This window comes from Dyadobacter diqingensis, from assembly GCF_024220585.1.
GTDB classification, from domain to species: domain Bacteria; phylum Bacteroidota; class Bacteroidia; order Cytophagales; family Spirosomataceae; genus Dyadobacter; species Dyadobacter diqingensis.
Map to the genome: position 1 here is coordinate 122694 of NZ_JAMXKF010000004.1, position 21971 is coordinate 144664.

The following is a 21971-nucleotide window of genomic DNA, read 5'->3' on the forward strand; positions in this document are numbered from 1 at the left end:
GCAAAATCCCGATAAAATGTTGAACAAATCTACTTTGTACTTTTTTTGCCTAAGCATTTTGATAAGCTTTTGCAGCTTTTCTAAAGAGTATCATGTTGCTAAAAATGGAAGCGATAGCAATGAAGGGTCGTCAGGAAGGCCTGTTCAAACTATTTCGGCTGCCGTTAAACTGGCTTATCCGGGAGACACCATTACGGTCCATACCGGAACTTATAGAGAATGGGTGAATCCGCTACGAGGTGGGAACAGCGATTCCAATCGCATTGTATACCGTGCCGCGTTAGGTGAAAAAGTACAGATCAAAGGCTCCGAGGTTGTGACCGGTTGGAAGAGGGTACAAAACGGTGTATGGAAAGTGATCCTGCCAAACTCTTTTTTTGGAGATTATAATCCCTACAAAGATTCTATCAATGGAGATTGGTTTATTGATAGAGGTAGGTTACACCATACGGGTGAAGTATTTTTTAACGGAAAATCTCTTTTTGAAAAAGAAACGCTTGCCAAGGTTTTAAACCCGGTTGCGATGCAGGAGATTAAGGACGTTCAAAGTTCTTTAAGCACCTGGTATTGCGAAAGCGATGAAAAGAATACAACCATTTGGGCTAATTTTCAAGGAGAGGACCCTAACAAGGCTTTGGTAGAAATTACGACCCGCCGAACGTGCTTTTACCCTCAGAAACCAGGGATCAATTACATCACGATCTCCGGGTTTAGTATAAGTCAGGCAGCGACGCAATGGGCAGCACCTACGGCTGAACAGGTAGGTATGGTAGCAACGCACTGGAATAAGGGCTGGATTATTGAAAACAACATCATCAGTGATTCCAAGTGTAATGGTATAACCCTGGGCAAGGAACGCAGCACGGGGCATAACGTATGGACGACAGATAAAGAGAATGTGAACCGTGATGGGAATATTCACTACATAGAGGTAATTTTTAATGTGGTGCGAAACAACTGGAACAAAGAGATGATCGGTTCGCACATTGTTCGCAACAATCGTATTTTTAACTGCGAGCAAACCGGTATTTGTGGGAGCATGGGCGCTGTTTTCAGTACCATTGAGAACAATCATATCTATAATATCTGGGTCAAGCGGCAGTTTGATGGTGCGGAGATCTCAGGAATAAAATTTCATGCGCCCATTGATGTTACGATCAGGAAAAACAAGATTCATGATAGCGCCCGCGGTATCTGGCTTGACTGGATGACGCAGGGGACCAGAGTTTCCCGTAATTTGTTTTACAATAACGCTAAACAGGATTTGTGGTTGGAAGTAAATCACGGGCCCTACATCGTAGACAACAATATTTTTCTGTCCTCTGAAGCTATTAACAACCAGTCGGATGGCGGAGCTTATATTCACAATCTTATACAAGGCGTTGTGGTAGTCCGGCCGGATCTCAACCGTTTTACTCCCTATTTTCTGCCGCATTCGATTGATGTAAAGGGTCTTACTACCATATTTGGCGGCGACGACAGGGTATACAACAATCTTTTTATTGGCAACGACAAGCCCGAACGTACACATGGGCTGGAGGCGTATAACACTGCAAAGCTTCCCGTATGGATTGAGAACAACGTATATTGCAACCATGCAAAGCCATCGCTCAAAGACTTAATGCCAGGTAATTATTCGGCGTATAATCCCGATATTAAATTGGTTGAACTAGGCGACGAAACCTTTCTCCATATAACTTTCGACCAGGAACTTTCCAGTCAGAAGGGAAAAATGATTACAACCGATTTACTGGGCAAAGCCAAAGTTTCCAAAGCGCTTTTTGAAAATCCTGACGGCACCGTTCTGGCGATTGATACGGACTATTTTGGAAACAGTCGTACCGCTGACAAAATATTTGCAGGTCCTTTCGCGAATGTTAAACCGGGAAAAGTGGTGTTAAAGGTCTGGTAAAGAATGCGCCTATTGTTGATATCATGTTAACCGCGCACAGAAGTATTTTGAGTAGCTGTTAAATGAGATTTAAATGCAGCAAGTGGTATAGAACAAAAACGCTTCAAACAATTTAAAGCAATTACTTGATTTCAATGAAAAGACAATCAAATGCCAGGATTAAAGCCTTTACCGCTTTGCTGTTTATCTCTTTTTCAACGGCCTTTGGACAATCTATTCCAACGCCACAAATCAGTTATCTGAACGAATTTAAGTTCGGTGATACGTCGAAGGTAAAACTTACCGGTCCGGCCAGGGTCGTTAATGTTGATGGACGCAGGGGTTTGAACACGACGAGTATTCATAGTGTGCTGGCACTAAAAGCGCACACCATGAAAGAAAAACGGGGAACGGTATCCATGTGGGTTATGTCGCTGGAAGATTTGGGAACTTCGGGTGGGAAATCTACTATGGCTAAAAGTAATCCGTACTGGCAGACATATCCTTTACTCTCGGATTGTCCCGACCCGCAGAATGTAGTACGTGCAAATTTTAAAATGGTCTGGATGAACGCATGGCATCCAAATTTAATCGCTCTTTTTGGAAAAGATAAATTTTATGAAAATGCTTTCAATTTGCCCCACAAGGCCTTAGTTGCGGTAAGCCATTTTAGTTTTAAGAGTCGAAAATGGTATAATTTCGCCCTTACGTGGGACTATGATAAAGATGAATACCGGCTTTATCTAAACGGTATTTCGATAGGGAAGGAAGATCAGTTTAGAAAGCAGAAATTTCATCGGGATTCGATTAATACGTCCTTGTACATAGGAAACCCAACCTTCTGTTATTCCGACATCAAATTTTATAATACAAATCTCACTGAAAAAGAAGTGTATGGCGTGTTTAGAAAAGAAGTAACCCGATTCGACCTGCCGTTAGAAGAGGAATTGCAGCACACCTATGCCGGAAAAAAAATCAAACCCTTTCAATGGAAAATTGACGAGAGTTGGACGTCAAAACTAAATTTAAGCCTGACAAAATCGGCTGACATAGATAGTTTTTATGTTCAGGGAAAACCGGTCCAGGTTGAAATTACCAGAGAAGGTCTGTTGATCGAAACGATTGATAAAGAAATGAATGCAGCCGTACTCGATTCTCAAATGTATGTCTGGACTAAAAAACCTTTTGAAGGCGATTTGTATGTAGAGTATGAGTATAAATCACTACGCCCGGGCGGTCTGAGTTTGCTGCTGACACAAGCATCGGGTATGAACCGCGAGGACTTTATGGCCGATTATCCCTTGCGAACCAGTGGTCGCATGACCATGATTTATGGCGAGGATGTACGTAGTTACCATTGGGAATATTACAGGGAAATGGCTGATATGAGAAATGATTTGGACAACTCAGCTTTTATGAAACAACCCTGGAATTATCCGCTGGCATTTGCAACCCGCAACGTTCCGCTAGCCAAAGACACGTGGCATAAGCTTCAATTCTTGCAAATAGACAACAAGTTGGTAGGTGCAATTGATGGTGTTATCATGTTTGAATGTACTGATGACGGATTTACAAACAACGGGCCTGTTCTGGACTTTGGGCGAATCGCGATTCGTTGCATGTTACGTTCAAAGATGGTTTTTAGAAATTTGAAAGTTTATAACAAAGAAAAAATAAAAACGGAAAAGTCAATTGACGGTGAAAGAATAATAAAACTCAAAGATTGATTGAGATTTAATTTGAATTGAAAATAGTTCAGGACATTAATTTATAAGTAAAGAAAAAATGAACAGTACCTCAAACATAGTTTCGGGAAGAGTATTTTTAATATTGCTATGGTTAGTATCGAACGTTGCCAATGCTCAAAAACATATTCCTGAAATGGCTTTTTCCAAAGAAGAATTAATCTTTCAGACAGGTTTTGAAGGAACAAGTCAGGTCGTGCGGGATTTGGGTACCAATGATTACGGCGCCTCGCTTGAACACATCGCGGGCAGTGACAACACACTGTCGCCTAAAAATAATTGGGATAAGGACTGGAAAGATGTCCTGAATAACGGTGTGATGCAGCTGCAATATACGGGCGGTGATTCTACGAAACGATTTGCCCGCATCGAATCCGACCCTCAAAACCCCAAAAATCATCTGCTCAAATTTTGGTTAAATGATTCCTGGGCAGCTTCCGAAAGTCAGCAAAAAGCGCGTATTCAGGCCAATCTCTATGGCATAAAAGGGGGTATTAAAGAGTTTCGCCAGTCGGTACGGGTGTTCCTGACCGAGGATTTCAATGTGTTGAAAAGCTATCCCCATAAAATTACATGGCTTACCATTTCGGAGTTTTGGAATAATGAATGGTGGCCGAAGGATGAAAAATATGGCTTTCGCATAACACTGGGCATCGGAAAACCCACCGAAGAAACCAGTGAGCTGAATTTTATTTTGAATGCAGAAAACGGCTTGTACAATGAAATCTGGAACGGAGATAATACAAAAGTGAAGGTGCCGATTGGAAAATGGTTCACCCTGGATTATTATCTTAAAGAGGGCAACAAAGAAAATGGGCGGGTGGTCATTTCAATCACCCCCGATGGTGAACCGACGCAGTTGATAGCAGACGTAACCAACTTTACGCACCGCATCGAAGACCCCAGCCCGGATGGGTTTACGGGCTATAATCCGATGAAACTTTATACTTCCAGGGAACTAGTGGCTCATGTTAAATCGCGGGGGAAAACCCTGCAAATCTATTGGGATGATTTTAAACTGTGGGCAAGAAAAAAACCATAACAGGGATAAGGACCAGTTTGCCATCAATAGCAGGTTTAAGTAAAAATAGACTATGAAGCCAATCCAGTATTGCAACTTTTCCAAATTTTATATTGCGTTATTAATCGGTATTTTGAGCCGTGTGAATCTTCATGCCCAACAAAATTCAGGACGGTACTGGAATCAGGATACCCAGCTCGTTCCCTGGCGAATGCCGTTGCCGGTTGATGCTAAAAAACTAAAACAGGTGGATCTGGACAACGACGGCGATCCTGATCTTATCTATAGTTTTGTGCATAACGAAGTACCCATCGTCTGGATCGATGATGATGACGACATGAAACCTACCGACGGGGAAGGCGATGCTGACAGTGATTGCTTGTTGATTGATCGGAATAAAGACGGAATTTATGCCGGGCCTGGCGACTTCTCCATTGACTGGTGCGATGAAAACAGAGATGGCGTAGCTGATATTCAGGTTATTGTCAATAACGGCAGTGCCTCTGTCCGTAACTTTTTTGACTGGGCCGCTGAAATCATGTACGTCATGGACGACGACAAAGACAACATCATGCATTTTGTGGACTGGAACGCCATCACGATGCTGGCCTGGGAGCATAACGGACACGCCAATTTTTACGAAGATTACCATGGGAACACCTCATTTATTAAGATGCACGCGTCCTCGTTTCGGATCAACGACTTGCGTTATAGCTGGGAAAACCCGTTCCTGTTTTATGATTCAGACGGGGACAATCTTTCCGAAATGGCGATTCGTTTTGTAAACACCCCCACTTTCAGAAATAAACAAGGTTCCAATCCTGCATTTGCTCCAATCGATACGGCCTATGATGTACATTTCAACGGCAAAATGGATTACGTGGGTCTAACCTGGGATTTGGACAATGACAATGCGGCCGGCAACGAATTTGATTTCGATCTGAGCATCCTGCTTAAAGGCGAAGGCTTTGATTATTCCAACCAAAAACACAGGTTCAATAGCCTCAAAGGACTCGGTAAACAAGCCGAATTTTTGTTCTTCGACAAACGCTGGCGGCAGTTGGATGAACTTATTTACCCTGACAGAAATCAGGCGTGGAAATTAACATTTGACAAAGGTAAATGGAAAGAATGCTCTCTTGTTTTCGATGAAGACGACGATTGCAACCGTTGGGAACGGGTGGAATTTTATGAACCTAAAGACCTCTACAAAGTGGGTGCTGGTAAGGGAGGGGTAGACAATAATCCTCAGGCTGATGCCATAGGTGACCGGGGCGAATTCGATACCGATTTTTCCGGGAATGGCAACTTGTATATGGGTGCATTTGACGGCAAAATCCATCTGGTTGGCGCCGAATGGGGCACATGGCGAATTGACCAAACGGCCTTTTCTTTCCAGGGTTATGGCGGAATTTACGACCGTTGGCGCGGCAAAGGCCGGATGCAAACCGAGCCGAAACAGTTTGCAGTTATCAAATATGCGGACACAGACCTGAATGGCTTTATAGACAAACTCTGGTACGATTTAGATGGCGACAAAATGTTTGAAGACAGCGTTTCATTCAAGGAAATTGGCGTGAATGACGTGCACACGACGTTTACGGGCAAATCGCAAACGATAGGGAAATCTCAGGAACGGTTTAAAAAAGTCATTGAAAAAAATTGGCAGCGCGCTAAACAGGCAATACAAATTGCTGAAAAAGCGGGCTTGCCGACACACTGGTATAATTTCTACAAGAAGCCCATCGGCCTGCACCAAAAATATGACTACGGATTTTGGCTCAATTTCTACATCTACCGGGATTTGAGAGATCATTTCAACGCCGTAAGCAATGTGGCTCAACTGAAAAAATTAGACAAGGCCTATTATTCAGGAAATTGGAATCTTATGGATTAGTATTGATCTGGGCAAACCTAAGATGCTATATTTTAGGCATAGACTGTTGATTTTGCATTAACTTAAATAGCATAAATTTTCTTTTCCTTCAAAATACCTCATAAATGTATTAGTTAGTTTTTCGTCCTCATTTGGATAGTTAATCGACGTGAGTTCGCTCAGGAATTCATACTCAATTATATCAGAATCCTGTTTTTGGAACCAATGCGTCAGGTTTCGCCGCATAAATACACTTCTTCGGATTCCTGGTTCACCTATGAAATCTCCCGCCTAAGCAGTTCCATTTCTTTCTCTTATCAGCATAAGCTCAAACGTTATATGCTGCTTCCATTGGATTTCAAAATATGGAGTCCGATCGGCACATGCTGCCAAGGAGCCGTCTGAATCGGTTGGAAGCTTCCGATGGATATTTTCGTATGAGATATTCAACGAAATTTTTGATAAAAAATATTTTGCCTTCAAAATAGCAGATAAACTTAATCGAATAACGGAGGAATGTCATCAATGAAGCCTTTTACTTTGTGTTATTATTTAAAGATAAAATTGTCTTAAAGTAAATGTAAAACAGAGCTGACACTTTGGTTTACACCAGCTATTTGTTAAGTGTACTTTGGCTGGTAAAACATTTCCTATTGTTAACGAAAACTACCGACGATCATGAATCTCAATATCAAAGCGGAAAAGGTTAATACATACGATGCCATTGTTATCGGTTCGGGTATCAGTGGGGGATGGGCAGCAAAGGAGCTGACCGAAAAAGGACTCAAAACACTTATGCTGGAAAGAGGCAGGGATGTGAAGCATATTGAAGACTATCCTACAACCATGTCGGCGCCTTGGGAGATGCCTCATCGTGGAAGACTACCGGTTGAAGTAATAAATCAAAATCCGGTCGTAAGTAAAACCGGTTATGCATTCAATGAATATAGCGGACATTTTTTTGTAAAAGATGCCGACCATCCATTTGAACAAGTAAAGCCTTTCGACTGGACGCGGGGCTATCAGGTGGGTGGAAAATCACTGATCTGGGCCAGGTGGGTGCAACGGTGGAATGAAACCAATTTTGAAGAAAACTTAAAAGAGGGAATTGGTGTCGACTGGCCGATTCGTTACCAGGACCTGGCTCCCTGGTACAGTCACGTTGAGCGTTTCATAGGCGTAGCCGGTAACAAAGACGGGCTCGCATCTCTTCCTGACGGCGCGTTTTTACCGCCATTTGAGATGAATTGTATAGAAAGCCATTTTCAAAAGAAGACTGCTGAAAATTATAATGACCGCCATTTTATCATCAGCCGGACTGCCAATTTGAGTGAGCCATCAAAAATTCATACGGATCTGGGAAGAACAGGCTGTATGTCAAGAAACTGGTGTAACCGGGGTTGTCCATTTGGGGCCTATTTTAGTACCCAGTCGTCAACATTACCGGCGGCCGTCAAAACCGGCAACCTTAGCTTACGACCATTTTCGGTTGTTCATTCAATCATATATGACGAAAAAAAGGGGAAAGCTACGGGGGTTAGGGTAATTGATACGAATACTTTGGAATTGACAGAATTTTATGCCAAGGTTATTTTTGTCAATGCTGCAACGCTTAACAGCACACTCATTTTGATGAACTCCATTTCAAGTCGTTTTCCTAACGGATTGGGAAACGATAGCGGAGCATTGGGGCATTATTTGATGGATCATAACTACCGCGCCAGGATTAGCGGCATATATGAAGGCAAAGATTTTGATGACCACTATTACTACGGACGACGCCCAACGGGTACTTATGTTCCACGTTTCAGGAATATGGGTACCGACCGCCGAAAAGACTTTGTCAGGGGATATGCTTACGCTTGCAGTGGCTCGCGTCAGGGATGGGAGCGGGGAAATGCTTCGGACGGTTTTGGAGCAGAATTTAAAGAAAGTATGACAAAGCCGGGGATTTGGAGTTTCAGTATGACGGGAATGGGGGAGATGCTTCCGCATGTGGATAACAAGGTAAGCGTTAATTTAAGTAAGACGGATAAATGGGGCATGCCCACGCTGAAAATTGATTGTCAGTGGCGTGAAAATGAGAATGCTATGGTGCTTGATGCGCTCAATCAGGCCCAGGAAATGATGGAATCGGCCGGAATTAAGGTGGTAGAGGCATATGATAATCATCAAAATCCGGGACTGGCCATTCATGAAATGGGGACTGCCCGCATGGGAAGAGATCCTAAAACTTCGGTGTTGAATGGATTTAATCAAATCCATGCCTGTAAAAACGTGTTTGTAACTGATGGTTCCAGTATGACCTCCTCGGCCTGTCAAAACCCGTCATTAACTTACATGGCTTTGACTGCGCGAGCGGTGGATCACTGTGTAAAAGAGATGAAAAAATTAAACTTATAATGTGGCATTAAAGATCTCCACCTAATTTATTAGTGTGGGATTTTTGCAAGCCATATTCACCGTGATGGATGCCATGAACGGTTATTTCCTTTAAAATCACTTTCAATTTATATGGACCGCAGACATTTTCTCAATCAGGCAAGTCTACTCGCAGCGGGTTCGTTGCTTACCCCATTAATTACCCAGGCCAGTCAGAAAGCGAATCCTACCATTTTGCTTATTTCGGGCTGGCAAGATGTTAACATTGGTGATATCGGGCATACACCTGGGCTTCTGCATGTATTGGAGACTTTTATGCCCCAGGCAACCATTATCCTTTGGAAAAGGAGCAATGGTGAGGAGGTAAAAAAACTACTCAATCACAATTTTCCGAAGGTGAAAATTATTTATGGCAGTGTTACCAAAGATAAAGATGTGGACAATCCGGAAATTACAGAGGCATTTCAAAAGGCCGATGTCATGATTCACGGGTCAGGCCCGATGTTAGTTGCGGCAGACAATCTGGCAAGCTGGATGAAGTATAGCAATAAGCCCTTTGGTATCTATGGGGCTACGCTAGAAAATCCGAGTCCATATCATCAGGATATTTTAAAGAAAGCTTCTTTCATTTTTACACGGGAAACTAAATCAATAGAACACTTGAGAAAGGTAGGCATCGCTGGGGAACATGTGCAGTTTGCGCCGGATGCCACCTTTTTTATCCATATCCGTAATGATCAAAAAGCGTTTGGGTTTTTGAAGGAAAATGGACTGGAAGACCGGAAATTTATTTGTGTTGTACCGCGTCTGCGCTATACGCCATATCATAAGTTCAATGCCAACAGCAATGGATGGAGTGCCGAAAAGATAAAACTGGTCGAAGGAACGAATGAAAAGTATAAGGAAATTGATCATGAAAAACTCCGGCAAGCGATGATTGCCTGGGTATGTGAAACAGGAAACAAAGTGCTGGTTTGTCCTGAGATGACCTATCAGGTAGATATTATGGATGAGCTGCTCATCAATCCGTTACCGGCTGATGTCAAACCATTTGTGGTGAAACGCGGTTACTGGCTGCCGGACGAGGCGGCTTCGGTTTATGCCAAAGCGCATACTGTACTGAGTTTCGAATGTCATTCACCCATCATTGCTGCCGCTAACGGTACGCCATGTTTCTATCTGCGCCAGCCCGAAGACACCATCAAAGGGCAAATGTATTATGATTTGGGCTTCAATGACTGGACTTTTGAAATGAATGAAACAACAGGCGAGCAGCTCACCCAGCGATTGCGGGAAGTTTGGAAAGATTACAAAAAGGCGAAAGCTCAGCTTCGAACCAATATGGATAAGGTAGCAGGAATTTACAAAGACCGAACGAAGCTTGTGAATAAAGTTGTAGGCTAAAAAAATCTACTGACATACAGTTGTCAGCAGCACCAAATATTTTTGGAAAAAAACATAATTTTAGATCTTATGAACTTTGCATCCATCCGGATTATCACCGCAGATATCAAGCCGTTAGTTCGTTTTTATGAACAAATTACAGGCTTGCCAAGCATTCAGTATACAGAGGATTTTGCTGAATTACGCACGCCTTCATTTGTCGTAGCCATCGGCAGTACCCGGACCTTAGCACTTTTTGGGGGAACACATCTGGCCACACCACGATCTAACCACTCAATAATACTGGAATTTCGTGTGGATGATGTTGATGCAGAATACCATAAGTTGGCAGAGCAGCTTGGCAATAATATTGTGCAAATTCCAACTACAATGCCTTGGGGAAACCGTTCAATGCTGTTCCGTGATCCGGATGGCAATCTTGTCAATTTTTTTACACCGGCTACTTCTGGTGTGAAGGAGAAAGCTGATTAATGCCAGTAGGATGTTATTGAACTAACGGGTAGGTAATTAATGACACTTGTAATATTGCTTTGCTCTAATGACAATGCTCTTTATTTATCACCCGTTGGTGACAAGATCTTTACCAACGGTTGTTCTCCATGGCTTAGATAAAAGGCGATAAATTTTAGCGGCTTATCGGCAGATGCATTTTCAAAACGGGCGATTGCCGTGCCGGCAGGTTCGTAAAAAGCGTCACCTGCGCTCAGTGTCCGAGCTGGCTGACCCAGAATTTGATAAACAAGGGTGCCTTCGGCCACATAACCAACAACCGGACAAGGGTGCTGGTGCAGCGGCGCGTGCTGGCCGGGAGTCAATGTGATTTCCTTTGCCAGAAGTTTATCAACCACTCGGTCGTCAAGTGAGACAGAAAGCAGATCCTTACGCCCAACGGATTGCTGTGCGTAAGCGGTGATGCATAACATCGTAAATAGCAGAATGTAACAAATCTGTTTTTGCATGATAATTATGTTAGGAAAGAAACCTGATAAATATCTTGGTATCGGGAATGGTTGAAAAATATGTAAAGTCCGTTTTTGTGGACTGGCAGCGGTCGTCGTTATCGCCAATGATATGGCCGTTTGGTAGATTGTTCATAAGCGGGGATTTTTATCGAATCAATAAGGGCGTTCTGAGTTTGCCCGTAAATTTGACAGGAAGATTCCAAACCTGATAGAAATATGATGGTTGTAGTTGCTGAACTACGGATTCGAATGTTTAGGTTATGACCATCCACTTTTATATTCTCCTCTCGTTCGCGTTCATCAGGGGCCACTTTGTCACAGGAAGATGATAACACTGTAAAATGCGCGATCAGGAATACAGTGCTCACTATTTTTTGAATTACCTTCATTTTTGATCGTCTTTTGGTTGGATCACGAAGGTAGGGCAGAAAAGAAACCCTATGCCGCAAAATGGAATGAAGGCCGGAAATCTCCGATGAGCCCCAATTATTTGCTACCGAAATCTAAAACCAAATAAATTAGAAGATGAAGGGAATCTGTTTGGGTTTCTGTTATTATTTTATGTTGATATAGTTATATTTGTTTTTCTTTTCTTTATAGATTGATAGATGTAGATTACTTGGACAAGAAAAATTAATTTCCGTGAAAAAGAATGTAGTCTTTGATGAAAAAGCACTGCTGATGCTGGTAGAGCGGGGAAGTGAAGCAGCTTTCACTTCGCTTTTTTATCATTATAAAGACAGGATATATTCTGTTTCTTACAAGCTGACCAAATCCTCATTTTTAGCCGAGGAAGTTGTACAGGATGTTTTTCTGAAACTTTGGCTGCGGCGTGAGAAACTCACTGAGATAGCAGACTTTCAAAGCTACATTTTTGTAATGGCCCGTAACATTGTATTTACTTCGATGAAACAGGCACTTTCCACGCAGATACTTGATGAAGAACACTTTCAGGATGTAGCTGTTTCGTATAGTAATGCAGATAGTGCGTTGCTTGCTCAGGAATACGAACTTATCATCCAACAGGCTGTTGACCGTTTGTCTCCAAAGCAAAAACAGATTTATTTGTTGAGCAAGGATAAAGAAATGACGCGGGATGACATTGCAAAAAATTTAGAAATTTCTTCTGAAACTGTCAAAACACATCTTGCCCGAGCGGTCAGGAGCATTCGTGAATACAGCATGTCGCGCCTCAGTATGTCCATATCCTGGCTGGTCATTTTCTTGATAAAATAATTTTTTAACTTTTTTTCATACCATTGTCACCCGACCTGGGATTTTTCCAGTCTTGTATTCAGGACGCATGCTCCGGATTTAACAATTGGACTATGAAAAGCGAACGTTTACAGGATCTGTTTCTTCGGTATTATAATCAGGCAATCAACCTTCGCAAGACCCTGCGGATGGTTGGCGCGCGTGGCTCAATGCTGAGTCAAGCCTAAAAATCTCCTGATTTTTTTCGGTAAAAATGTTCCCGGTTACAATCCAGGTATGCTAATCGCCGATCTGTCCTTAATTAAAATCAAATGATGCTTGCTTATACAGGTGCAACATTGCCAAACTAGTTGATAGGAAAGTTAGTTTATCTAGGTTCAATTCAGTATAACGTATATATGATACGTTATAACTAAAAACGCGCTCATCGAAACGGTGATTTGGGTTTGAATGAATCGTGTTGCCCAGTAATTAAACGTGAAGTTCTGGTGTGTAAGACGAGCCCGACGCGCAGGAGCTTACTCTTTTCTTAATACTATGGTTACTTTAAATTTTATGGCATACTAGCTGGCATTGAAATCCTGCGCGTCTATCTGGCTCATGATGATCATACACACTATATGTATGCTCCACACCTAACTGCCTCTGGCAGATGCATGGGACATAAATCTATCGATGTTAAATTTATTTTAAGCGGTATGCTAAGGCCCAGTTTGGGGCCTGGCTGGTATTTTTCCATGCCGTGTAAGAACGAACCCAGTCTCGGAAATCATAACGTTTTAGGCTAAAACAAGATTATTCAACTTTTTTTTTAAATTTTTTAGGGGTTTTGCCCGGTTTTTCTACTGTACAGTTAATTACACTAACAGACCATCCAGGATGATACTAAAACAGGTTGATGATGAGCGTTTGGTGCTCTTTCTTCAGGAGGGGAAAATGTCAGCCTTCGAAGAAATATATCGACGTTACTGGTACAAGCTGTTTGGCATTGCGTATCATCAGACCGGTGTACGTGAGGAGGCAGAAGAATTGGTGCAAGAGGTTTTTTTAAGCCTTTGGCGTCGCAGGTCAGAGGTAACGATTCGGCATTTGGATTTATATCTCACGCTTGCTGTCAAGAATCAAATCTATGACTACATCAAGTCACGCATCAGCTTTAGAAAGTATCAGGAGTACCTTGTTTTTCAGGAAATTTCCCAGCACTATGGCACTGACGAAATTGTGAATTTCGCTGAGTTGTCAGAAGCAGTAGAAAAAGTATTGAGCCATTTGCCTGAAAAAAGTGCCGAAGTATTCAAACGAAGTCGTTTCGAAAACCAATCGGTAAAAGAGATTGCTCTCTGTTTAAAGCTAAGCGAAAAGGCGGTAGAATATCATATCACCAAATCGCTGAAGTTTTTGAAAGATAATTTGAAAGCCTATCACTCGGATAACTAATCGCCGATCCGGCAAAAATAGATCAGCAATGACTCAGCAGGAATTCAATAAATTGTCACGGCGGTATTTGGAGGGCCAGACGACTCAGGAAGAAGAAACTTATCTGATGGAGTGGTTCGGCGCGCAACCCCCGTTAGTTCAAGCCGACTTAACCGGATCACAAAAAAATGCACTGCAAAAACAGATCTGGAAGAAAATCCATACGCGGATCCGGCCCCGCTGGCGCGTTCTCAGCAACCAAACTGCCTGGATCTGTGGATTGGCCGCTTGCATGGTTGCGGGGTTGTTTTGGTTTACAGACCTACGATTATTCGCGGTAAGGCAGCTTGTTTCATTTATTGAACCAACCATGCAAGAGGGCATTGAAGTAACGAACACAACTCAGTCAGATCAACAGGTTAAACTTGAAGATGGGACAGTGGTGTTGCTTAGGCAAAATAGCAGCCTGGTTTATGACAAATCATTTAATGTATCGAAACGGGTTGTTTATTTGAAAGGAGAAGCATTTTTTAAGGTCAAGCGCGACGTTACAAAACCGTTTGTTGTCCATACCGGTGATTTGGTAACCGAAGTGCTGGGTACCAGTTTTCGAATTCGGCCTAATCCGAAAACTAATCAAATTGAAGTATCCGTAGCGACGGGGCGCGTTTCGGTTTATACTGAGAAGGACGACCGGCCGGCCGAACGAAATGGCCATATTTTGACCCCAAATCAGCGGGTTATTTTCGATGTTGCCTCGAAAAATATTACTCCGGGTATTGTGGAGGCACCTGTACCGATCACCTCGGGGGCAGCGCCGGCCCAGATCTTACTTTTTAACAATGTGTCGTTGGATGCGGTAATGACGGCACTTTCTCAACGTTATGGTATCGAATTTGTCATTGCCAATCCCAAATCCAGGGATTGCCGGATCACCGCCGATCTGAACGGCCTGTCCATGTATACGCAACTTGACCTGATCTGCAAATCCATTGATGCCACCTACCAGAAACGTGGTACGGTCATATTCATTGACGGTGATGGTTGTTAAGAAAAAAGCCGGAAATGTTGTCGCATTTCCGGCTTGAATAAAGTGCCCTATACAAACGCCAATCTGTGGTAGGGCGCTGTTTTCCAATTTGGTCAAATTAAAAAACAAGTAAATGTATGAAAAAACCATTATCAATCCCCAAAAGCTTGTGGACCGTTATGAAAATCACCTGTTCTCAACTGCTTTTGCTCCTATTGTTTGCCGGCATGGCCGTTGGCTATCCAACCCATGCTCAGGACATACTCAACCGGACCATTTCGATGGATGGGCGGGACAGGGAATTAAGAGACATCCTGAACCAAATTGAAAAACAAGCCGAAGTAAAGTTTGTATACAGCACAAAGATCAAATCGAATCAACGTCTGACGATAAGGGTTAGCAATCGCAAACTATCGGCAGTGTTGGACGAATTGCTGCTACCTCTCTCCATTAGCTACGAGATTATTGAAAACCGAATTGTACTCAGAAAAAACAAACCGGTTGATGGGGATCTCCCAAATGTCGAGCTTCCTTCGAACAGTCTTGAGCAAACGATAAAAGGGAAGGTATCCGACGAAAAAGAAATAGGTCTTCCGGGGGTCAGTATTACCGTTAAAGGTACTCTTCGGGGGACAACCTCGGACGTTAGCGGAAATTTTACACTCGATATCCCCGATGAGAAAGCAGTGCTGGTGTTTTCGTTCGTTGGGTACTTATCACAGGAGGTGACCGTGGGCGTCGGACAAATGTCATCTACGCTGAACGTGTCGCTAAAAGTGGATACTAAATCGTTGGACGAGGTAGTCGTTATTGGCTATGGTTCGGTTAAAAAGTCTGACATCACCGGCTCGGTCAGTAGTATTAAGGTGGACGATCTGAAGGGAACGCAACTAACCTCTGCAGCTCAGGCACTGCAGGGTCGGGCGGCCGGGGTGCAGGTTACTAACGGCGATGCGACGCCCGGCGCGCGCCCTAACATCCGAATTCGGGGTACAAACTCGCTGGGCACCAGCAGTGAACCGCTATTTGTGGTCGATGGTTATCCAAGTAATGAAGATATTTCGTCGATCAACCCAAACGATATTGAATCTATTGAAATCCTAAAAGACGCATCCGCCACAGCCATTTACGGGTCTAGAGGAGCTAACGGGGTGGTTTTAATTACAACCAAACGTGGAAAGGCCGGCAAGTTTTCCATTAATCTGGAGGGATACCACGGCGTTGGTAACGTGACTAAAACCCTTGACGTGATGAATGCCCGGCAATATGCTGAATACCGCAATGAGATTGTAAAGAATACCGCTGCCCCCTCGGCAAAACCTTTTGCTTCACCGGCAATTTTAGACTATCTCTCCACACATTCGACCGATTGGCAAAAAGCAATGTTTGTAAGAGCGCCGATTTCGAGCCTGCAATTGAGTATGAGTGGAGGCGATGAAAAGTCAAGATTTCTATTGAGCGGTGAATATTTTAGTCAGGGCGGTGTCCTGCGAAATACAGATTTTAAACGAGGTTCTTTACGCTTTAATTTCGATCGGGAAATATCCCGCAAACTGAATTTTGGATTGACCACCGTATTGGCCAGAACCGTAGGTAACACGACCTTGGTTAACACGAGTGGCGGCACGGAAGGCGGTGTTTTGTTAAACCTGCTGCGGTTTAACCCTGCGATTTCGGTTTATGATACGAACGGGAATTATACCTACGGAAATGGCTTCCAAAAAGATGCAGAATCGGACCAGGCATCAGATATTGATCAGTTGGGCAATCCGATCGCCTATACCGAGCGCGTTACAAACGTCAATTACTTGCACCGGGGCCAGATCAGTATGTTTGGCGAATATGAGGTTACAACAGGTCTCAAACTTAAGCTATTACTCGGCGGCGAGTATCTTAACAACTGGCAGAACTTCTATGCGCCTTATGATTTATTTGAACAGGCCCAAAACGCTGGTACCGCTAGTCGATTTAACAGGGTAAGAACCAACTGGCTAAATGAAAATACGCTGACCTATTCAAAAAACTTCAATACGAAATTTACTTTGTCAGCATTAGTAGGATTTTCCTTCCAGAAGTTTAAAGATGAATCAAACACGGCAGTAGCCACTAATTTTTTCACCAATTCCTTTTCATTCAACAATCTTGGCGCCGGCGCAGGGGCATCAGTTAGTTCGACAGCTAGTCAGAATCAGCTCAACTCGTATTATGGGCGGGTCAACGCGCAGCTCTGGGAAAATCTTTTGTTAACCGGAACCCTAAGGGCCGATGGGTCAAGTAAGTTTGGGGCCAACTTCAAATACGGTTACTTTCCCTCGGGAGCCATAGCATACAAATTAACTGAGTTGCCACTGGTTAAACGCTTGACGGGTGTTTCTGAACTGAAACTGCGTGTAGGATATGGACGAACAGGGAATCAGGAAATTGATCCGTATCTATCGCAATATGGCTATGATTTAGCCAGCGCTTCCAGTCCGGGAGTACCCAATGGCGCTCTGGTGTTTGGTTCGACAAGACAGGTAGGGGTGGCCGCCAGTCGTCCTGCTAACCCCAATCTTCGCTGGGAGCAAACGCAATCGGTCAATGCCGGGATTGATTTCGGACTGTGGGACAACCGGTTGACCGGAACCTTCGATTATTACACCAAACGAACCAACGATTTATTATGGAGCGTGGCGCTGCCTGCCACCTCCGGTTTTAGCGGAGCCTTCAAGAATCTTGGTTCGATTCAAAACAACGGGCTGGAATTGAGTATTTCTGCCTCACCGGTTGTTAGCAGACGAATTAAGTGGACTACGGTATTCAATGCAGCCATGAACAGGAATAAAATTTTGAGCCTGGGTGAAGAACCGTTCAGGCTATATGGCTCCGGCACGACCCAGCCGCTGATTGCCCGCGACAACTTTATCATTCTGAAACCTGGTGAAGAGATCGGCAAATTTTTTCTCTACACATTTGAAGGGATCTGGCAGTCTCAGAATGAGATTGACAACAGCTCATTTAATTCCACCTACAAAAGCAGTTTGAAGCCGGGTTTCGCAAAATATAAAGATGTCGATGGCAATGGCACGATCAATCCAAATGACCGGAGTGTTACGCGTGGTTCGGCTTATCCTAAGGTTGTCTTTGGTTTTAACAACACGGTTAGCTATCAGGGGTTTGAGATTAACTTTTTTCTGCAAGGCCAGCAGGGAAACAAAATACTGAACTTGAATAAATACTGGATGGAATACCATCCAACCTCAAACAAAAGCACGAATGTGCTCGGCCGGTGGGCAGGTGAAGGAACCAGTAACCAACTACCCGCTGCCGGGTTTGAGTCAAGCCGTTTGCTGGCACAGGACTTTTTGGAAGACGGCAGTTATATCCGCTTAAAATCCCTTTCACTTTCCTACCAGGTGCCAGGTAAAGCCAAATGGTTGCAGGCTACCAAAGTCAAAGCTTTGCGTTTTTATGTGACCAGCACCAACTTATTCACTCTGACAAATTATTCAGGATTTGATCCGGAGGTAAACTCCTACCGGAACAACCTATTTCTGCAAGGTGTCGATCAGGGGGCCTATCCGGTGTCCCGTTCCTTGATTTTTGGGCTAAAAATTGGATTTTAAGTTAACCTTTTGGCGAACCATATTATGAAATTGTTAAAAAAAATACTACCGCTGCTGGCAGCTATGTCAATGCTTACAAGTTGTGAGCAGTTTTTGGAGGAAAAGACATTCACCAATTTGAACGAATCGATCTTTCCGCGATCTGAGGGTGATCTACGGGTGTTATGTAACGGGTTATACAATATGTTCGAGGTGAACGAGCATTACGGCAGAAGCTACATTACGATCTCTGATGTGTTTTCTGATGAGATCACCACGATCGCGTTAAGCGGTCCGAGGTTTGAGATGCAAAATGCCTTAATCACACCCGGGAATATTGAGCTTTCTATGGCCTGGTCCAGGAATTACACAATTATTTCCAGAGCAAATGTGATTGTAAAACAGGCTCCGACGGTGCCTATAACCGAGCAGAAAATACAGGCTTTTATCGCCGAAGCGAAATTCATTCGCGCGTTATGTTATTTTGAGCTGGTCAAGTTTTTTGGTGATGTCCCGCTGGTGCTCGATCAGCCTACTTCTATCGATGATTTGCAGGCATTAAAGCCTTCCAGAACAGCCCAAAAGGAGATTTACAAGCAGTTGGTAGACGATCTCAGGTTTGCGTCTGAGTATTTGCCCAAAGAAAAAGCAATTCCGTCGACGTTGAAAGGTACACCGAGTGCCGGGGCTGCCACCTCCTTATTGGCAAAGGTGTATCTAACCCGGGCCTATTTGCCTTTTGCGGAGGCAAATGATTTTTCAGATGCCGCAGCTGCATGCAATAAGGTTATTGCATCGGGTGACTACGACTTGTTTGCGAATTATCAGGATGTGTTCGACGTCAATAAGGAGAACGGAACTGAGCATATTTTTTCGATACAGTTTGATCAGGTACCCAACAGAACCAGCGGTATCACGGGCTTTTTGACCCCAGTGCAAGTTTATCCGCGGTCGTTTGGCGCTTTTCCGGCCGAGCGCAGATTTTACGATGAATTCCCGGCAAATGATGTGGTTCGGAAAAAGTTTGTTTTTTATGATCGGGGTGTGGGGATCGGAGGTGGTAGTTACGATTTTATTTCAGCTCCGGCCACCAATCCATATTGTGCCAAATACCGTGACGACGTGCTTGCGCAAAACTCGTTTAACGACAGGTGCAACTACCTGATCCTGCGGTTTGCCGATGTACTGCTGATGCAATCAGAAGCACTTAACAGGATCAACCCGACTGATCCATCCAGGTACACCGGGATTAATCGGGTAAGGGCAAGGGTTAATCTGCCGCCGCTTGCAGGGTTGAATCAGACCGCTTTTGAAAATGCCATTTTAGATGAGCGGCACTGGGAACTGTGTTTTGAGGGAAAACGGCGGGATGATATGGTCCGCATGGGAAAATTAGTAGCTATTCTGACGGCCAAAGGCAATACGAATATAAAGGAATTCCACCGGTACTATCCTGTCCCTCAATCTGAGATTGATCTAAATCCCAACTTGTTGCCACAAAATCCAGGATACTAATCGCAATGACACCAACTTTTCGTCTCAGTGGAGCTGATTCCCTGGCAATTGGAATTACCATTTAATTAGACAAAACAGTTGCAACGTTGATCGTGAAATGCTATAAAAAAATACAGATGTACGCTTCTTGTTTAAAATTATTGATATTTTATTTCTTATTGGCATTTGCTTCTTGTTGGGGCAATTCGGCAAGTGCCCAGGAGCCGGTCAGACGGAGTGCCCGCCGAACGGTTCAATCTTATAAGAGAAAACCGGCTTCTGCAACGGCAAATTATCCCGATGATAAATTCATAGCAAAGGGAAAGATTCTGTTTCAAAAGAATTGCTCTTCATGTCACAACTTTTTGCAGAGGGGAATTGGTCCCAATCTTGCCCATGTCACAGCTGAGGTTTCGCCGGATTGGTTGAAGAAGTTCATCAGCAATGCACCCGCCAGGATTAATCAAGGGGATGGACGGGCAGTCCGGCTATTGGAGGAGTATAAGCAGCTTATGCCAGCGTTCCCAACTTTGACCGAATTTGAGCTTAATGCTCTGCTGGCTTATTTACAGGCCAACCATAAACCACAATCCCTCGCCCCTCAGCCCGGAACTTTGGGCGTCGGACTGAAAAATCCGGTGCCTGCCAAACCCATCCAATCGGGTTTAAAGCTCCGGCTCAGTGAAGTGCTTACAGCGCCAGCGACGGCCAAAGCCGCTCCCCGGGCACGGATTAACAAAATGGTAGTTTTGCCCGGATTGTCAGGCCAGGATCAACCTGACCGGGTATTTATTCAGGATCTGAGGGGGACTCTCTATGAGCTGCTGGACAATAAACTGCGGATTTTCATGGATATCCGTAAACAATTGTCTGGGTTTGTTGATGCCCCCGGCCTGGGTACAGGTTTTGGAAGTGTTGCTTTTCATCCTGACTTTTATCAAAACGGGCTTTTTTACACTACGCACAATGAAAACGCGGGTGCGGCTCCCGCCGGTTTTACCTACCCGGATTCTATTCACGTCACTTTGCAGGGGGTAGTTACGGAATGGAAAATGCGTAGCCCGGCAGAGTCTATTTTTTCAGGAACTCGTCGCGAGTTAATGCGCATCAATTTTGTCTCGGCTATTCATGGGCTTCAGGAAATCTCTTTCAATCCCATGGCGCGGCCAGGCAGCGATGACTATGGACTTTTGTACATCGGGGTGGGTGACGGTGGTGCCACGGAAGAAGGCTACTATGGACTGTGCAAAGACGAAACTCAAATCTGGGGTTCGGTTGTCAGAATCGATCCGCTGGGCACAAACATCGAGATGGGTAGTTATAAAATTCCTCCCGGCAATCCCTATGCAAATGACCAAAACCCGGCAACGCTTGGTGAAATTTTCTGCCGGGGGTTTCGGAACCCGAACCGCATTAGTTGGACTTACGACGGGAAGATGCTTATCACTGATATTGGACAGCACAATGCGGAGGAGGTTAATTTTGGCATGAAAGGAGCTGACTACGGCTGGCCGGAAAGGGAAGGGACGTTCCGGATCAATCCCCGGGGTGACATGAGCATAGTTTATTCCCTGCCTGCCGACGATTCATTGACTACCTATTCTTATCCTGTAATTCAGTACGATCACGACGAAGGTAGTGCCATTTCCGGCGGTTTTGTGTATGATGGAACGTCATTGCCGGAGCTCAGGGGGAAATACATATTTGGCGATATCGTCAATGGACGTATATTTTTTGTCGACAATAAAGATTTAATGCCCGGTGTTCAGGCCACTATTCAGGAATTGGAACTGGAAGTTGACGGGCAGGTAACCAATTTTAAGACCCTGTGCGGCAGCGAAAAAACGGATCTGCGGTTTGGTATCGGGCTGCATAAGGAATTATATCTCTTCACAAAGTCCGACGGTAAAATCTACCAGGCAACAGCATGTAAACATTAACTAACACTCAT

At 44.0% G+C, this 21971-nt stretch carries 15 protein-coding genes; 13 read left to right on the top strand and 2 right to left on the bottom strand.

From position 1 onward, the window contains the following. The first annotated feature begins 16 nt into the window (after positions 1-16). The 7 genes from M1L62_RS13030 (at position 17) to M1L62_RS13060 (ending at position 10790) form a co-directional block, all read left to right on the top strand. On the top strand, positions 17-1912 hold the full coding sequence (locus M1L62_RS13030; RefSeq protein ID WP_254560021.1) for a right-handed parallel beta-helix repeat-containing protein: 1896 nt from the start codon (positions 17-19) through the stop codon (positions 1910-1912). Between the two features lie 134 nt (positions 1913-2046). Beyond that, positions 2047-3618, top strand: coding sequence for a DUF1961 family protein (locus M1L62_RS13035; protein ID WP_254560022.1), 1572 nt, complete (start codon positions 2047-2049; stop codon positions 3616-3618). 58 nt (positions 3619-3676) lie between these two features. After that, complete coding sequence (locus M1L62_RS13040) at positions 3677-4678, top strand: hypothetical protein (RefSeq protein WP_254560023.1); 1002 nt, start codon at positions 3677-3679, stop codon at positions 4676-4678. A gap of 52 nt (positions 4679-4730) precedes the next feature. Continuing rightward, positions 4731-6554: a hypothetical protein gene (locus M1L62_RS13045; RefSeq protein WP_254560024.1), complete on the top strand. Its 1824-nt coding sequence runs from the start codon at positions 4731-4733 to the stop codon at positions 6552-6554. A gap of 657 nt (positions 6555-7211) precedes the next feature. Next, positions 7212-8936, top strand: coding sequence for a GMC oxidoreductase (locus M1L62_RS13050; RefSeq protein WP_254560025.1), 1725 nt, complete (start codon positions 7212-7214; stop codon positions 8934-8936). 111 nt (positions 8937-9047) lie between these two features. After that, entirely contained in the window at positions 9048-10319 is a 1272-nt protein-coding gene (locus M1L62_RS13055; RefSeq protein ID WP_254560026.1) for a polysaccharide pyruvyl transferase family protein, read from the top strand. Positions 10320-10388: 69 nt separating this feature from the next. Continuing rightward, on the top strand, positions 10389-10790 hold the full coding sequence (locus tag M1L62_RS13060) for a VOC family protein (protein WP_254560027.1): 402 nt from the start codon (positions 10389-10391) through the stop codon (positions 10788-10790). Between the two features lie 80 nt (positions 10791-10870). Here the strand turns inward: M1L62_RS13060 and M1L62_RS13065 are convergent, their stop codons facing one another. Next, positions 10871-11278 (bottom strand): cupin domain-containing protein, encoded by a 408-nt coding sequence (locus M1L62_RS13065; RefSeq protein WP_254560028.1) that lies wholly within the window; start codon positions 11276-11278, stop codon positions 10871-10873. Positions 11279-11288: 10 nt separating this feature from the next. After that, on the bottom strand, positions 11289-11414 hold the full coding sequence (locus tag M1L62_RS29335; RefSeq protein ID WP_256527690.1) for a hypothetical protein: 126 nt from the start codon (positions 11412-11414) through the stop codon (positions 11289-11291). 509 nt (positions 11415-11923) lie between these two features. Between M1L62_RS29335 and M1L62_RS13070 the strand changes: the two genes are divergently transcribed. The 6 genes from M1L62_RS13070 to M1L62_RS13095 all read left to right on the top strand — a co-directional run bounded on the left by M1L62_RS13070 (position 11924) and on the right by M1L62_RS13095 (position 21960). Then, positions 11924-12517: an RNA polymerase sigma factor gene (locus tag M1L62_RS13070; RefSeq protein WP_254560029.1), complete on the top strand. Its 594-nt coding sequence runs from the start codon at positions 11924-11926 to the stop codon at positions 12515-12517. A gap of 858 nt (positions 12518-13375) precedes the next feature. Next, on the top strand, positions 13376-13933 hold the full coding sequence (locus M1L62_RS13075; protein WP_254560030.1) for an RNA polymerase sigma factor: 558 nt from the start codon (positions 13376-13378) through the stop codon (positions 13931-13933). Positions 13934-13961: 28 nt separating this feature from the next. After that, a complete protein-coding gene (locus M1L62_RS13080; protein WP_254560031.1) occupies positions 13962-14963 on the top strand; it encodes a FecR family protein in 1002 nt (333 codons plus the stop codon). A 116-nt stretch (positions 14964-15079) separates the two neighbouring features. Further along, positions 15080-18547, top strand: a complete 3468-nt coding sequence (locus M1L62_RS13085) for a SusC/RagA family TonB-linked outer membrane protein (RefSeq protein WP_254560032.1) — start codon at positions 15080-15082, stop codon at positions 18545-18547. A 24-nt stretch (positions 18548-18571) separates the two neighbouring features. Beyond that, positions 18572-20041 (top strand): RagB/SusD family nutrient uptake outer membrane protein, encoded by a 1470-nt coding sequence (locus tag M1L62_RS13090; RefSeq protein WP_254560033.1) that lies wholly within the window; start codon positions 18572-18574, stop codon positions 20039-20041. Positions 20042-20157: 116 nt separating this feature from the next. Further along, positions 20158-21960 carry a PQQ-dependent sugar dehydrogenase gene (locus tag M1L62_RS13095; protein WP_256527691.1) on the top strand — a complete coding sequence of 601 codons (1803 nt, stop codon included), beginning with the start codon at positions 20158-20160 and terminating at the stop codon, positions 21958-21960. Positions 21961-21971: the final 11 nt, after the last annotated feature.

Coding starts and splice junctions, on each gene's coding strand:
- M1L62_RS13030 (WP_254560021.1), top strand. CDS start 17: ATGTTGAACAAATCTACTTTGTACTTTTTTTGCCTAAGCATTTTGATA.
- M1L62_RS13035 (WP_254560022.1), top strand. CDS start 2,047: ATGAAAAGACAATCAAATGCCAGGATTAAAGCCTTTACCGCTTTGCTG.
- M1L62_RS13040 (WP_254560023.1), top strand. CDS start 3,677: ATGAACAGTACCTCAAACATAGTTTCGGGAAGAGTATTTTTAATATTG.
- M1L62_RS13045 (WP_254560024.1), top strand. CDS start 4,731: ATGAAGCCAATCCAGTATTGCAACTTTTCCAAATTTTATATTGCGTTA.
- M1L62_RS13050 (WP_254560025.1), top strand. CDS start 7,212: ATGAATCTCAATATCAAAGCGGAAAAGGTTAATACATACGATGCCATT.
- M1L62_RS13055 (WP_254560026.1), top strand. CDS start 9,048: ATGGACCGCAGACATTTTCTCAATCAGGCAAGTCTACTCGCAGCGGGT.
- M1L62_RS13060 (WP_254560027.1), top strand. CDS start 10,389: ATGAACTTTGCATCCATCCGGATTATCACCGCAGATATCAAGCCGTTA.
- M1L62_RS13065 (WP_254560028.1), bottom strand. CDS start 11,278: ATGCAAAAACAGATTTGTTACATTCTGCTATTTACGATGTTATGCATC.
- M1L62_RS29335 (WP_256527690.1), bottom strand. CDS start 11,414: ATGAACAATCTACCAAACGGCCATATCATTGGCGATAACGACGACCGC.
- M1L62_RS13075 (WP_254560030.1), top strand. CDS start 13,376: ATGATACTAAAACAGGTTGATGATGAGCGTTTGGTGCTCTTTCTTCAG.
- M1L62_RS13080 (WP_254560031.1), top strand. CDS start 13,962: ATGACTCAGCAGGAATTCAATAAATTGTCACGGCGGTATTTGGAGGGC.
- M1L62_RS13085 (WP_254560032.1), top strand. CDS start 15,080: ATGAAAAAACCATTATCAATCCCCAAAAGCTTGTGGACCGTTATGAAA.
- M1L62_RS13090 (WP_254560033.1), top strand. CDS start 18,572: ATGAAATTGTTAAAAAAAATACTACCGCTGCTGGCAGCTATGTCAATG.
- M1L62_RS13095 (WP_256527691.1), top strand. CDS start 20,158: ATGTACGCTTCTTGTTTAAAATTATTGATATTTTATTTCTTATTGGCA.